Origin of the sequence: Streptococcus sp. 'caviae' (assembly GCF_001937065.1) — a bacterium.
GTDB lineage: Bacteria > Bacillota > Bacilli > Lactobacillales > Streptococcaceae > Streptococcus.
Window position 1 is genome coordinate 156,127 of the sequence record NZ_MOWR01000005.1, and the last position, 14,500, is coordinate 170,626.

General features: G+C 39.5%; 14 protein-coding genes, 1 rRNA gene and 1 pseudogene. All 16 read left to right on the forward strand.

All coding sequences use genetic code 11. The features are described 5' to 3' along the window. Window positions 1–269: 269 nt before the first annotated feature. Window positions 270–662, forward strand: a pseudogene (locus tag BMI76_RS06715) (Fic family protein); the annotation flags it as partial. Between the two features lie 224 nt (window positions 663–886). After that, window positions 887–3,052: a P-loop NTPase fold protein gene (locus BMI76_RS06720; protein ID WP_075346816.1), complete on the forward strand. Its 2,166-nt coding sequence runs from the start codon at window positions 887–889 to the stop codon at window positions 3,050–3,052. A gap of 98 nt (window positions 3,053–3,150) precedes the next feature. Continuing rightward, window positions 3,151–4,248, forward strand: coding sequence for a nucleotidyltransferase (locus BMI76_RS06725; RefSeq protein WP_075346817.1), 1,098 nt, complete (start codon window positions 3,151–3,153; stop codon window positions 4,246–4,248). A gap of 9 nt (window positions 4,249–4,257) precedes the next feature. After that, window positions 4,258–5,343 (forward strand): hypothetical protein, encoded by a 1,086-nt coding sequence (locus tag BMI76_RS06730; RefSeq protein ID WP_257615252.1) that lies wholly within the window; start codon window positions 4,258–4,260, stop codon window positions 5,341–5,343. Window positions 5,344–5,451: 108 nt separating this feature from the next. Further along, window positions 5,452–5,706, forward strand: a complete 255-nt coding sequence (locus BMI76_RS06735; protein WP_003090931.1) for a type II toxin-antitoxin system Phd/YefM family antitoxin — start codon at window positions 5,452–5,454, stop codon at window positions 5,704–5,706. A gap of 3 nt (window positions 5,707–5,709) precedes the next feature. Then, window positions 5,710–5,964 (forward strand): Txe/YoeB family addiction module toxin, encoded by a 255-nt coding sequence (locus BMI76_RS06740; protein ID WP_003086504.1) that lies wholly within the window; start codon window positions 5,710–5,712, stop codon window positions 5,962–5,964. A gap of 313 nt (window positions 5,965–6,277) precedes the next feature. After that, entirely contained in the window at window positions 6,278–6,994 is a 717-nt protein-coding gene (locus BMI76_RS06745; RefSeq protein WP_075346818.1) for a MerR family transcriptional regulator, read from the forward strand. A 145-nt stretch (window positions 6,995–7,139) separates the two neighbouring features. Then, complete coding sequence (locus BMI76_RS06750; protein ID WP_075346819.1) at window positions 7,140–7,550, forward strand: peptide deformylase; 411 nt, start codon at window positions 7,140–7,142, stop codon at window positions 7,548–7,550. A 69-nt stretch (window positions 7,551–7,619) separates the two neighbouring features. After that, the gene (locus tag BMI76_RS06755) at window positions 7,620–8,336 is read left to right on the forward strand and encodes a YebC/PmpR family DNA-binding transcriptional regulator (protein ID WP_075346820.1); all 717 of its coding nucleotides are present in this window, start codon (window positions 7,620–7,622) and stop codon (window positions 8,334–8,336) included. A 174-nt stretch (window positions 8,337–8,510) separates the two neighbouring features. Continuing rightward, window positions 8,511–8,855: a thioredoxin domain-containing protein gene (locus BMI76_RS06760; protein WP_075346821.1), complete on the forward strand. Its 345-nt coding sequence runs from the start codon at window positions 8,511–8,513 to the stop codon at window positions 8,853–8,855. Between the two features lie 107 nt (window positions 8,856–8,962). Beyond that, complete coding sequence (gene yajC / locus BMI76_RS06765; RefSeq protein ID WP_027975405.1) at window positions 8,963–9,328, forward strand: preprotein translocase subunit YajC; 366 nt, start codon at window positions 8,963–8,965, stop codon at window positions 9,326–9,328. 107 nt (window positions 9,329–9,435) lie between these two features. Continuing rightward, window positions 9,436–10,185 carry an isoprenyl transferase gene (locus BMI76_RS06770; RefSeq protein ID WP_027975406.1) on the forward strand — a complete coding sequence of 250 codons (750 nt, stop codon included), beginning with the start codon at window positions 9,436–9,438 and terminating at the stop codon, window positions 10,183–10,185. Between the two features lie 14 nt (window positions 10,186–10,199). Further along, window positions 10,200–10,994, forward strand: coding sequence for a phosphatidate cytidylyltransferase (locus BMI76_RS06775; protein WP_027975407.1), 795 nt, complete (start codon window positions 10,200–10,202; stop codon window positions 10,992–10,994). Window positions 10,995–11,012: 18 nt separating this feature from the next. Continuing rightward, window positions 11,013–12,272, forward strand: coding sequence for an RIP metalloprotease (locus BMI76_RS06780; RefSeq protein ID WP_075346822.1), 1,260 nt, complete (start codon window positions 11,013–11,015; stop codon window positions 12,270–12,272). A gap of 27 nt (window positions 12,273–12,299) precedes the next feature. Beyond that, window positions 12,300–14,150 (forward strand): proline--tRNA ligase, encoded by a 1,851-nt coding sequence (locus tag BMI76_RS06785; RefSeq protein ID WP_075346823.1) that lies wholly within the window; start codon window positions 12,300–12,302, stop codon window positions 14,148–14,150. Window positions 14,151–14,389: 239 nt separating this feature from the next. Continuing rightward, window positions 14,390–14,500 (forward strand): 16S ribosomal RNA (locus BMI76_RS06790); the annotation flags it as partial.

A 14,500-nucleotide genomic window follows, 5' to 3' on the forward strand; every position in this document is an offset into this window, starting at 1 on the left:
GTCAGAATTGGCTTAAATTCACCATTTCTGACACTTTCATCACGGCGGAAGTATCCTTTAAACTCGTTTGCGTTCGTGAAATTTATATGGTAGTCTGCAGACTTCTTTGCTGATCAAGGTAGACAAATGGAGATTTGTCTACAGTCTGTGGCTATTTGATAGCCTTTTATTGTTCCGTAAACCGTAAAACGTTGTTCCGCTAAAACATCTATTGTTCCGGACTATGGTATAATAAAGTAATAGAAAAGGATGGAAGTGAGGGCTATTGAAAGGTTCCCGTTCGTATCGTGGGAGCCACTAACGAGCCTGCTCAACTCTATATAATTCGCCTCTTGATGAAACAACTATTAAAAGATTATACCATTAGTCAAGAAAATATAGTGACCAAGATGGCTTGTTTCCATATCCAATTTAAAAGTATTCATTCGTTCATTGACGGGAATGGTCGAACAGGAAGGCTACTAGTTAACTTATAGCTGATGAAAGCAGGTTATCCCCCTATTGATATCAAATTTACAGATAGATTAGCTCATTACCAAGCATTTGATGATTTTCATGCGAAAGGAAACCTATCGACAATGGAACATCTATTCGCGCGCTATCTGAATGAGAGATTGGATACTTATTTGGCAATACTATCCTATACAGAAAATGAGACCTAGCAAAATGGTTGCGTCTTATAAAACAACTGAAAAGCCCTAAAACAAGGGCTTTTTGTGGTATAATGATACTATGTTAATGTAAGAAAAGTAAGAGTGAATTTTATGTTTAGAGATTATAATGGGTTGACTTGGTTAAATTATTAATTTTGAAAAAAACTATATAAAAAGATAAGAGAAATTTTTTGACTTATGATCAATTTTATATGCAAAACAGGAGTAGAAATATGGATTATAGTACAGATAGACCGATTCATACAGCAGAAGATGATTTATTAGGTAGAGCTTCCTTTTCAAAACAATTAGGAAAAGCAATTTATGAGTATAATGGAAAGGATGGTTTAGTAATAGGATTATTTGGGAAATGGGGAACTGGAAAGACTTCTGTTATTAATATGGCAGAAAATGAGATTATTCATCTTTCTGAAAAAGATGAGAATAAGCCATTGATCATGAGATTTGCTCCGTGGAATTATTCTGATAAGGATAATCTTATCAGTTTATTTTTTCAGAGTTTAAAAAATAAAATAGATATTCAAGATAATGAGGAAGTTAAAAAGAAGATAGGAAAAGCATTAAACGATTATTCAAATGCCTTTGATGTGCTGTCAACTATTCCGGTACTCAGTACGGGCGCGATAGTGGCAAAGATGTTTGCGAAAAGGTTAGGAAATAAATGGATACAAGATACCGATTTAGATAAAACGAAAGAAATTCTTGAAAAAGTATTGATTGATGTTAATAAGAAAATTATTATAGTAATTGATGATATAGATCGACTAACTAATTCACAAATTAGAGATATTTTTCAATTAGTAAAACAAGTAGCTGATTTTCCTAATGTAATATATGTATTAGCTATGGATAGAGATGTAGTTCGTAGTGCTTTAACAGAAGTACACAATATAGATGGGAGTGAATATTTAGAGAAAATTATTCAAGTGCCGTTTGAGTTGCCGGAATTAAGAAAATCAAAATTGCATGATATATTTTTCGCTAAACTTGGTCAGGTTATTAATAATCTTCCTAATAAAGTAGAGTGGGATGAAAGTTATTGGAGCAGTGTCTTCAGAAATTGTATAGAACCATTTATTCATACTTTAAGAGATGTGAATAGGGTAGTGAATACATTTCAGTTTAGATATAGTTTGGTATATCAGGAAACTTCTTTTGAAGACATGATAGCAATTACGACCCTTGAGGTATTAGAGCCAGAATTATATAAGTGGATTGCTAGCAATAAAGAGTCTGTTTGTGGAGGATTTATGCCTGAATTTTTGTCAAATAATAGTAATTCGGATTATCGGAAATTATATTATAACGAGTTTGAAAGGCTGAAAATAAATCCTGATTTAGCCTTGAGTTGCGTTTCAACTATATTTCCCGTATTTGCAAATGTTATTAATGAACATCAGTATGGATATCGGCCTATATCAGATGTCAGAAGTAGGATGTGCGTTGCAGATAAGGGAAGATTTGAATTGTATTTTATGTTTGATTTAGATGATATAAAAGTTTCTAGAAACATAATTAATAATTGTATATATGAATTTGATGAAACTACTTTAAGAATAACTATTACAGGCATTAATAAACAAGGAAATATTACTTACTTCATAGAAGAGTTAAAATCATTAGTTGATAAAATTCCATATACTCGATTGGATTTATTGGCTTCAGTCATGCTTAATTTACAAGGTGAATTCAAAGGTGAAGAACAAAAGTACCTCTTTTCAATATCGGCAAAGGATAAGGCTGAATATCTTGTATATGATATTATGAATAGGCTTGAAACGGAGAAAGAAAGATATGGACTCATCCGCTCGGCAGTAGAAAATATGGATAAATCTACTTGTGGTGTGATGGCTCGAATCATCAACAGGACAGAGCTTGCATACGGAAGATTAGTTGGAGATTCAGAAAAAGAAGAGGATCAAATAATTAGTTTATCTAATCTAGAAGAACTTGAGAAAATTTATGTAGTTAGAATCAGTTCTATTGCAGATTCTGAGTCACTTTTGGATATAGATGAAATGAATATTGTTTTCTATTTGTGGCAGTGTTTGGATAAAGATGGAGCTAAGTTTTATTTGGAAAAATTGTTTAAAAATACAGTGAATAAACTTAGATTTATTTGTGGGCTGGCAGGTAGATGGAATGGTACTAATGGTAATGGTTGGAGCTTCTTTGTAAAAAGCTATTCTGAATATATTTCACAAGATGAAATATATAATACAATTCAGAGTTTTGATAAGAACAAATTAGATGAATTTACTGAAATTGAACAGATTAAATTGGCTTCGTTCGTGTTGAATCATCATAAGGGTGGTATGGAGCGTACTAATGAGCAAGAGGCGATGGAACTTGTAAATAAGTGGAAAACTGAAAAGTAATTACAACTCAAATAGAAAAAATTAAAATATGAAGAAGTTATCGCTCATTTTATCGCTCAAAATAGTGAGCGATAAATAAAACCAGAAAGGACCCTTCCATGATCATCACAGGCATCATCGCCGAATTCAATCCCTTTCATAATGGACACAAGTATCTTTTGACTCAAACTGATGGTCTTAAAATCGTCGCTATGTCTGGCAATTTCGTCCAGCGCGGTGAACCTGCTATCATTGATAAGTGGACGCGGGCGCAGATGGCGCTGGCAAACGGTGCTGACCTTGTGGTTGAGCTCCCTTTTTTGGTGGCTGTTCAGTCAGCTGATTATTTTGCCTGCGGAGCAGTGGCCATTTTAAGTCGGCTGGGCATTGACACTCTTGCTTTTGGAAGCGAGGAAAGCCTTGATTATCAGCGTTTATCAGCGATTTATGGCGAAAAAGCGGAGCAGATGGCAGATTTCCTTTCGACGCTGCCTGAGGAGCTCAGCTATCCCCAGAAAACGCAACTCATGTGGGAGAAATTTGCAGGCGTTCAGTTCACAGGCGACACTCCCAATCATATTTTAGGATTGGCCTACGCAAAGGCCGGCGCTGAGAAGAATATAGGGCTCAAGCCTATCCTAAGGCAGGGAGCTGCCTACCATTCTGCTGAAAAAGAGGCGGTTTACGCTTCTGCAAGCAGTCTGCGTCAACACAGACAGGATAAGACTTTTGTGGCTAAGAGCATGCCCAATGCAGACCTATTTCAAGCAAGCCCGCAAGTGACTTGGGCAGACTATTTCCAGCTTCTGAAATACCAGATTGCAACTCAGCCAGACTTGACACAAATCTTTCAGGTCAATGAAGAATTAGCTGCCCGCATCCAAAAGGCCGTCCGGCAGGCAGCAACTATTGACCAATTAATAGAAGCGGTAGCCACCAAACGCTATACCAAGGCGCGCGTGCGCCGAGTGCTGACCTATATCCTAGTCAATGCGCGTGAGGCCGCGCTCCCGCAAGGTGTCCGCATTCTTGGCTTCACGGCTGCTGGCCGCAGGCATCTGGCTAAGATCAAGAACAAAGTTCCCATCATCTCCCGAATTGGCCAAGCACCATGGGACGCATTGACCCAGCAAGCCGACCAAGTCTACCAACTAGGAAAGGCAGACATAGCGGAGCAAACTTGGGGACGGGTGCCGGTGAATATCAGAAAGAAGTAGAATTCTATAATGGTAAATCAAGTACAGGCCTTTATAGCAAACTCATCATTTCCTAAAACTTTAGAGGAGCTATTGCAAATTGATGAATTGAACATTGAATTGATATTATCAGGCGAAGAATTTGAATGGACAGTGCCAAGGTGGTCAAAAGTTGGAGATATAATATTTTTTATGTATTCTAAAACATCAATTAACATTATTAGACGATTAAGGAAACAATTAAATGAAGTAAAAGATGCTGATGTATTTGGTGTAGAGGAAGTTACAAAATTATTTTTGCTACTTGATAAAGGCGAGTACTACTATAGCAAGTTTGGTGCTAGTATTTTTGCTCTCGGTCAGGTAAGAGGTAGATTATTTCGAGATGATTTTGCTTATATAAATAGTTTTCATTGGGGTTCAAATATTTATAGCGGAATTGATAATGTTGAAGTATTAAAAAATCCTATAACAATAGATGATTTTAGAGAATTTATTCATATTTCTAGACAATCGGGTATTACTCCTGTGTTGGGTATGGAATTTTCTAAATTAAAAAATCTAATCTGTCGTAAAAATCAAGAGTTAAGCACTTTGTTATCTGTAGAAGCTAGTCCATTTCCCATGAAAAACATCAATCAAGAGAATTGGCTAGAGATGGGAAACATGTATAGACGGCAATTCTTTTTAGAATATCAATTTAGAGTTTTTTATGTTGACTATTTACTAAAAGAACTAAGTGACATTAAAACCATTTATAAAGAATGTGCCTGCTATAAATCTAGTGAAAATGTCAAATTTGTTGATAATGTCATTAAGATAGCGGGCTTGTACTTACCTGTTGAAATCAAGCTGAACATTGCTTTAGAAAAAGAACTGTTAGGGCAATTACAGTCATATACCTTTTTAGACAAATGTATATTAGATAAAAAGAAAAATAAGATTATTGATTCAAAAGATATCTATTTGTTTAAAGTGTTACTTATTGATACTGAATCTATGTACTTATATAATGGAAATACAAATAAAATTGAAAAAATTATTGAATTGGATTGTTTAAATAATGGTTATGATATAGACGCTACAAGAATATTGCTTGAAGAGAAGTTATTTTAATATTGATTTTTCGAATAATAAAAATAAAGACAAAGAACTTGTACAACATCTTGACAAGTTCTTTGTTTTTGTTATACTTATGGAAAAAAGGTTAAGTGAGGTATGGTAATGGAAGCAGTACTGTATTCAACATTTCGGAATCATTTGAAGGATTATATGAAAAAGGTTAATGATGAATTTGAACCATTAACGGTTGTCAATAAAAATCCTGATGAAGACATTGTAGTCCTGTCTAAAAGTGAATGGGACAGTATTCAAGAGACTTTGCGCATTGCACAAAATCAAGAGCTGTCGGATAAAGTTTTACGAGGCATGGCGCAGGTCAAGTCAGGTGCTGTTAAAGTTCATCAGATTGAGGAGTAAGTGATGTTATTAACTTTTACGGATGATGCTTGGAATGATTATTGTTACTGGCAGGGACAGGATCGTAAGACCTTGAAACGTATTAACAAGATTATTAAGGATATTCAGCGCAACCCTTTTACTGGAATTGGAAAACCTGAGCCATTGAAATATGACTTTCAAGGTGCCTGGTCACGGCGAATCGATGCAGAGAATCGTATTATCTATATGGTTGATAACGATAGTGTCGCCTTTTTATCTTTTAAAGATCATTATTAAGCTCCGTGTTCTACGGGGCTTTTGTGATATAATGAACTTGCGACAGTTTTGAAAGTGAAAGGAAACTATACCTGTTAAGGATTATAAATATATAGCAGAGGTAACGGCCTTGGCTGCTTGTCTATTCTGTCAATCATCTTTATTGTTCCTAAAGATAAAAAATAAGAGATATAAAAAGGCATTGGATTATGACAATTATCCAGTGCCTTTTGGAAGACGAAAAATAATCTTATGACTGATAATTATTTAATTTCTTCCTTGACTCTAACGCAGGGTCATAGATTATACTGCTAATTATGAGAGGAGTTTACCTATGAAAACAGTTAAGGAAATGAGTCAGCTTTCAGGTATCAGTGTGCGCACCCTTCATTATTATGATGAAATAAATTTGCTGACGCCTAGTTTTGTTGCTGATAACGGCTATCGCTATTATGACAATGAGGCTTTTGAAAAGCTGCAGGAAATCTTACTTTTTCGGGAACTGGAATTTCCTCTCAAAGATATTAAAAAGATTGTAGGGAATGCTGCTTATGACAGAGATGCTGCTTTAAGAGATCAGATCAAACTTCTGGAGCTGAAAAAGAAGCATTTGGAGAAGGTCATCAAGCACGCCAAATCCTTGCAGCAGAAGGGAGACAATTACATGGATTTTCAAGCATTTGACAAGACAGATTTGACAGCCTTTCAGGCAGAAGCCAAAGAACGTTGGGGAAATACAGCGGCTTTTCAGGCATTTGACACTAGGACAAATCAGCAAGATTTTGCTCAAATCAGTTCAGAAATGTCTGCTATTATGGCAGAATTCGGACGATTGAAGGACTTATCGGCTGATGATAGCAAGGTGCAGCAGCAGGTGGATATCCTGAAAGCTTATATCAGTGATCATTTTTATCCTTGCAGCAATGATGTTTTAGCAGGCTTAGGGCAAATGTATGCTGCGGATAATCGATTTAGCCAGTTTATTGATCAGGCAGGCGGTCAGGGAACAGCAGCTTTTGTGGCTCAGGCGATTGCGGCTTACTGTCAGTAAATCTTGTTCTAGAGGCCAAAGCACTAGCTTTGGCCTCTTATGCTATATTTCTCAGAATCTGATTTCTATGTTCGTTTTTTCAGCTAAGAGTGTTTCCTTCTTGCAAAATTTGTTATACTAGCTATAAAACTAGAAAAGGATTCTTATGATTAGACCTATCGTTAAAGACATCTTCTTTTTACAGCAAAAGGCGGAGCCGGCGGCAAAATCTGACTTGTCTGTCGGTCAGGACTTGCAGGATACGCTATTAGCTAACAGGGATAATTGCCTTGGCATGGCAGCCAACATGATTGGTGTTAACAAACGGATTATCATTGTTTCTGTCGGCTTTAGTAATCTTGTCATGTATAACCCGGTTATCACAGCAAAAGCACAGCCTTATCAGACGGAAGAAAGCTGCCTGTCGCTGACTGGCAGCAGGCCGACCAAGCGCTATCATCATATCACTGTTGACTTTTTTGATAGCCATTGGCAAAAGCAGAGTTTGTCTTTTAAAGAGCTGCCTGCTCAAATTATCCAGCATGAAATGGATCATTTGGAGGGAAGATTAATTTAAGCGAATTCTCAAATGACTTATCTTGTGCTATAATAATTAACGATTGAAAAATACAAAGGAGAATTTTTAATGGGACGTAAATGGGCAAATATTGTTGCAAAGAAAACTGCTAAAGATGGCGCCAATTCAAAGGTGTACGCTAAGTTTGGCGTTGAAATTTATGCAGCCGCTAAGCAGGGAGATCCTGATCCAGAGTCAAATTCAGCCTTGAAATTTGTTTTGGAGCGTGCTAAGCAAGCGCAGGTGCCAAAGCATGTTATTGATAAAGCCATTGATAAAGCTAAGGGAAATACCGATGAAACTTTCGTTGAGGGGCGTTATGAAGGCTTTGGTCCAAACGGTTCAATGATTATTGTTGACACCCTTACCTCAAATGTTAATCGTACAGCAGCCAATGTTCGTGCTGCTTTCGGTAAAAACGGCGGTAATATGGGAGCTTCTGGTTCGGTAGCTTATATGTTTGACCGCAAGGGTGTTATCGTCTTTAAAGGTGATGATGCAGACACTGTTTTTGAACAGCTTTTAGAAGCAGATGTTGATGTTGAAGATGTCGAGGCAGAAGATGGCAGCATCACTGTCTATACAGCGCCGACTGATCTGCATAAGGCGCTTGAAGCCTTGCGTGCTTCAGGAATCGAAGAATTTCAGATTACAGAACTTGAAATGATTCCGCAGTCTGAAGTTACTTTGGAAGGAGAAGACTTAGACGTCTTTGAAAAATTGATAGATGTCCTTGAAGATGATGACGATGTTCAAAAGGTTTATCACAATGTAGATGGTTTATAAGATAAGGGTCTGGGATGGGCGCACATGATTGCCTGTCCCGTTTTTTGATTCTAAGCAGCCGTGCGGGGACGGGCTGCAAAATCAAGACTGAGTTCCGCTCTTTTTAAGTTCAAATGCTTGATAAGTGATTTCAAAAAGGCTATCATAAAAATATTAAAAAAAGTGAGGAATGATATGTTAAATTTTGCAGAAGCTGTTAAGGATTTTGAGCGTGTGACAGCTGAGGAAGCACAAAAAAGAATCGACAGCGGGAAAAAATTTATTCTTTTTATTGGCCGCTCGACCTGCCCGTTTTGCCGGCGCTTTGCCCCTAAATTGAACAATGTAGCTAAAGCTGATCATCTGGCAGTTGCCTTTTTAAACAGTGAAGATCAAAATGATTTAAAAGCGATTCAGGACCTGCGCAGTGCTTATTCTGTGAATACTGTTCCGGGGCTTTTGGTCGCTCAAAATGGTCAAATCAAGGTTGTCTGTGACTCATCACTGTCAGAAGAAGCTATCCGTGATTTTATTGCTTAACGCTTACAATCCCTGCTCTCAGGGATTTTTTACTGACTTTCCGCTTGCTCTTAAGGCTTAATTTTGTTATAGTATTTGATGACTTTAAATAATGAGGAGAATTAACTATGCCTTATACGACAATTATTATGTTTGCTGTTCTTGTTGGCGCTATTTTTTTGATGCAACGTTCTCAAAAGAAACAGGCTCAGGAACGCCAGAATCAGCTGAATGCTATCACTAAGGGCGATGAAGTAGTGACTATTGGCGGGATGTACGCTGTTGTTGACGAAGTGGATAATGACAGCAAAAAAATCGTCCTTGATGTTGACGGAGTATTCCTTCCGTTTGAATTGACAGCGATCAAGCGCGTGGTGGCTAAGGGAGACAGTGCATCTTCGCTGCCGGAAGAATCAGCTGAAGCAATTGAAACTTCAGATACAGTTGACGCTTCAGACAAAGCATCAGATGGCGAATCTGCTATTGAAGAATAATATTGGCCCCTCAATCATACTAGATTGGGGCTTTTTTAGGTGAAAGAACAGTCACAATTCTTAAATTATGGTAAAATAGAAACAATAGTATTTTTTAAGGAAAAGTAATGTTTGCATTTAAGAGAAAAAAACAAGACGTAAAATTAGCCAAAATCCCCAATCATATTGCTATTATTATGGATGGCAACGGGCGCTGGGCAAAAAAACGGATGAAACCGCGTGTTTTTGGGCACAAGGCCGGGATGGATGCTCTGCAGGAAGTGACGATAGCTGCATCGGATTTAGGGGTTAAGGTGCTGACGGTTTATGCCTTTTCGACGGAAAACTGGAGCCGGCCTAAAGACGAAGTCAAGTTCATCATGAATCTGCCGGTAGAATTTTTTGACAAGTACGTTCCTGAACTTCATAAAAATAACGTTCGTATTGTAGTCATCGGAGACAAAGAAGGGCTGCCTCAGCCTACTTTGGATGCTTTGGAGCGTGCCAGAGAGCTGACCAAGCATAATTCGGGCTTGATTTTGAATTTTGCCCTTAATTATGGCGGCCGTGCTGAAATCACCAATGCTGTAAAATTAATTGCTCAGGATGTGTTAGATGCCCGTCTGAATCCCGGAGATATTACCGAAGATCTTATTGCTGCTTATCTGATGACTGACAGCCTTCCTTATCTGTATCGGGATCCTGATTTAATCATCAGAACCAGCGGGGAGATGCGGCTCAGTAACTTTTTGCCTTGGCAGTCTGCTTACAGTGAGTTTTATTTCACTGACGTTTTGTGGCCGGATTTCGACAGGGATGCCCTGCTTTTGGCTATTGAAGAATTCAATCATCGTCACCGTCGGTTTGGCGGCGTTTAGAAGGAGTTTATCATATGCAGAAACGCGTTATTTTCGGAGGAGCGGCCTTAGCTGTTTTCCTGCCATTCCTGTTCTTAGGGGGAATCTTTTTTCAGCTCTTTGTCGGTATTCTAGCTATGATTGCTGTATCGGAAATGCTGAAAATGAAGGGCTTAGAAATTTTTTCATTTGAAGGTATCCTGACAATGCTGGCAGCTTTTGTGCTGACCGTTCCTTTGGATAATTACTTAACTTTTTTGCCGATTGATGGTAATTTCAGCACTTTTAGTCTGGTAGTTTTCCTGATTTTAGCAGGAACTGTTCTCAATACCGGACATTATTCTTTTGACGATGCTGCTTTTCCCATTGCATCCAGTCTTTACGTAGGAATCGGCTTTCAAAATCTTATCAATGCCCGCACCACTGGTCTTGACAAAGTCTTTTTGGCTCTTTTCATCGTCTGGGCAACAGATATCGGTGCTTATATGATTGGGCGGCAGTTTGGCAACCGCAAGCTGATGCCGGCTGTTTCACCCAATAAGACGGTTGAAGGCAGCTTGGGCGGCATTTTGTCAGCAGTTGTCATTGCTTTTGTGTTCATGCTTTTTGATAAGGCTGTCTATGCCCCTCACAATTTCTTTGTCATGCTCCTTTTGGTTGTGCTCTTTAGTATTTTCGCTCAGTTTGGTGATTTAGTAGAAAGTTCTGTAAAGCGTCATTTCGGTGTTAAAGACTCAGGCAAACTGATACCGGGGCACGGCGGTATTTTGGACCGCTTTGACAGTATGATCTTTGTTTTCCCTATTATGCACTTCTTTGGATTGTTCTAAAAGGGAGGCAGTGAAAATATGTCAGGATTAATTGCATTTATCATTATTTTTGGAATTATAGTACTTGTCCATGAATTTGGGCATTTCTATTTTGCCAGAAAATCGGGCATTTTAGTTCGAGAATTTGCGATCGGTATGGGACCGAAGATTTTTGCTCATCAGGGCAAAGACGGTACGGCCTACACTCTTCGCATGCTGCCTTTGGGAGGCTATGTTCGCATGGCAGGCTGGGGAGATGATACGACCGAAATTAAAACGGGAACACCCGCTGCTTTAACGCTTAATGATCAGGGAATTGTGGTTCGGATCAATCTTTCGAATAGACAGTTAGACAAAACGGCACTGCCCATGAATGTAACTGCCTATGATTTAGAAGACAGGCTGGAAATTACCGGCCGTGTACTGGATGAGACAAAAACCTATCAGGTTGATCATGACGCAACGATTGTTGAAGAAGACGGAACAGAAATCAGAATTGCGCCGCTTGATGTTCAATACCAAAATGCCAGTATCTGGGGGCGTTTGATTACTAATTTTGCGGGTCCGATGAATAATTTTATTCTGGGAATCCTTGTCTTTATTATCCTTGTCTTTGTGCAAGGCGGCGTCCAAGATGGTTCCAGCAACCATGTGAGGGTAGTGCCTGATGGTGCTGTGGCAAAGCTGGGTGTCAAAGATAATGATCAAATTCTGCAAATCGGCAAAAATAAAGTTGACAATTGGGAAGATCTGACCGAGGCAGTGGCTGAATCAACCGCTGATTTGGGCAAGAACGAAACGATTCCCTTTAAAGTCAAAACGAAAACAGGCGTTGAAGTATTACAGGTTCGCCCAAGGAAAGTCAACGGCAGCTATGTTATCGGTGTTATGCCGAGCTTGAAGACCGGCTTTTCTGATAAGATAGTCGGTGCGTTTAAGATGTCTTGGGAAGGTGCTTTTGCCATATTAAATGCGCTGAAGAATCTTATCCTGCAGCCCAGTCTCAACAAACTGGGCGGGCCGGTTGCTATTTATCAAATGAGCAATACTGCCGCCAGAGGAGGCTTAGCGCCTGTACTCAACCTAATGGCAATGCTCTCTATTAACTTAGGTATTTTCAATTTGATTCCTATTCCTGCTCTGGACGGCGGAAAAATTCTAATCAATCTGATAGAAGCTATCCGCAAAAAGCCGCTTAGGCAGGAAACAGAAACTTACATTACACTCGCCGGTGTTCTGGTCATGGTCGCATTGATGATCGCCGTGACGTGGAATGATATTATGCGAGCCTTTTTCTAAACTAATTTAGATGGAGAAGAATTTTTAATGAAACAAAGTAACATGTTAATCCCAACCTTGCGCGAAATGCCAAGTGATGCGCAGGTTATCAGCCATGCGCTTATGGTGCGTGCAGGCTATGTCCGCCAAGTATCAGCAGGGATTTATTCTTATTTGCCGCTGGCCAACCGAGTGATTGAAAAAATCAAAGAAATCATGCGTGAAGAGTTTGATAAAATCGGTGCGGTTGAGATGCTGGCACCTGCCCTTTTGACAGCTGATCTGTGGCGTGAATCGGGCCGCTATGAAACATACGGAGAAGACCTCTATAAATTAAAAAACCGTGACCAGTCAGACTTTATTTTGGGTCCGACTCACGAGGAGACCTTTACCAGCCTGATTAGAGATTCTGTGAAATCGTACAAACAGCTGCCTTTGAATCTTTATCAGATTCAGGCGAAATACCGTGATGAAAAGCGTCCCCGAAACGGGCTGCTTCGAACTCGTGAATTCATTATGAAGGATGGCTATAGTTTTCATGCGAACTATGACAGTCTTGATGCTGCCTATGAAGATTATCGGACTGCCTACGAAGCGATTTTTACCAGAGTTGGTTTAGACTTTAAGGCAATTATTGGTGATGGCGGAGCTATGGGGGGTAAGGACAGCCAAGAATTTATGGCCATTACACCGGACCGCACAGATTTAGAGCATTGGCTGGTTCTTGATAAGTCCATCGCTTCCATAGAAGAAATTCCGGAAGAAGTTTTATCAGAGATTAAGGAAGAACTCTCATCCTGGCTTATATCAGGTGAGGACACCATCGCTTATTCCAGTGAATCTGATTATGCTGCTAACCTTGAAATGGCCACGAGCGAATATAAGCCAAGCGGAAAGGTTGTTTCCCACGAAGAGGTTCGGCGCGTTGAAACCCCGGATTGTAAGACGATTGACGAAGTAGCGGCTTTCTTAGGAATTGATTCATCGCAAGCGATTAAGACCTTGTTATTTATTGCAGATGGTGAACCAGTTGTTGCATTACTGGCAGGAAATGATCAGCTTAATGATGTCAAATTAAAAAACTATCTTGGGGCTGATTTCTTAGAAGCAGCAAATGAAGACGAGGCCAAAGAAATTTTCGGTGCTTCATTTGGCTCTTTAGGACCTGTTAACTTGCCGGAAAATGTTACAATTATTGCGGATCTCAAAGTTCAAAATTTGGGAAATGCCGTTGTCGGTGCCAATGAGGATGGCTACCATTTGACCGGGGTTAATCCCGAACGCGATTTTAAAGCGGTCTATGCAGATATTCGTGAAGTCTGTGAAGGAGAAACGTCGCCGGATGGCAAAGGTGTTCTTAAATTTGCCCGCGGTATCGAAATTGGCCATATTTTCAAACTGGGGACACGCTACTCCGACAGCATGGGAGCCACTATTTTGGATGAAAACGGCCGTTCCATTCCTATAGTTATGGGCAGTTACGGTATCGGCGTCAGCCGGATTTTGTCAGCAGTTATTGAGCAGCACGCTCGCATTTTTGTCAATAAAACACCTAAGGGGGGCTACCGCTTTGCCTGGGGAATCAATTTTCCTAAATCCTTGGCGCCATTTGATGTCCATTTGATTACGGTTAATATCAAAGATGAGGCTGCTCAGCAGCTGACGCAAAAAGTGGAAGAATGCCTAATGCAGGCTAATTATTCTGTTTTAACAGACGATCGCAATGAGCGAATTGGGTCCAAATTTTCCGACAGTGACCTCATTGGCCTGCCGATCCGCGTAACTGTTGGGAAGAAAGCCTCAGATGGAATTGTTGAAGTCAAAATCAAATCAAGCGGTGACACGATTGAAGTCAATGCAGAAAATCTGCTGGAAACACTGTCAATCTTAACAGATTGAGGAAACGCCAGAACAAAGGAAGGAGCAACCTTCCTTTGTTTTTTTAACTTTTAAAATTTTTTTGTAAAAAAGTGTTGACAAACTTGTAAAAGCTTTGATATACTATCAGAGTTGCTGTTTCAGACAGCACTTATCAGCCCTTTGAAAACTGAACAAGACGAACCAAGTGCGGGTTGTAGGAATACGACCTGTCAAAGCAATAAATCTGTCAGTGGACAGGAACGAGTGAGAGCTCAAACTATGAAGAGAGTTTGATCCTGGCTCAGGACGAACGCTGGCGGCGTGCCTAATACATGCAAGTGGAACGCACGATTAAACCGTAGCTTGCTACACCATAATCGTGAGTCGCG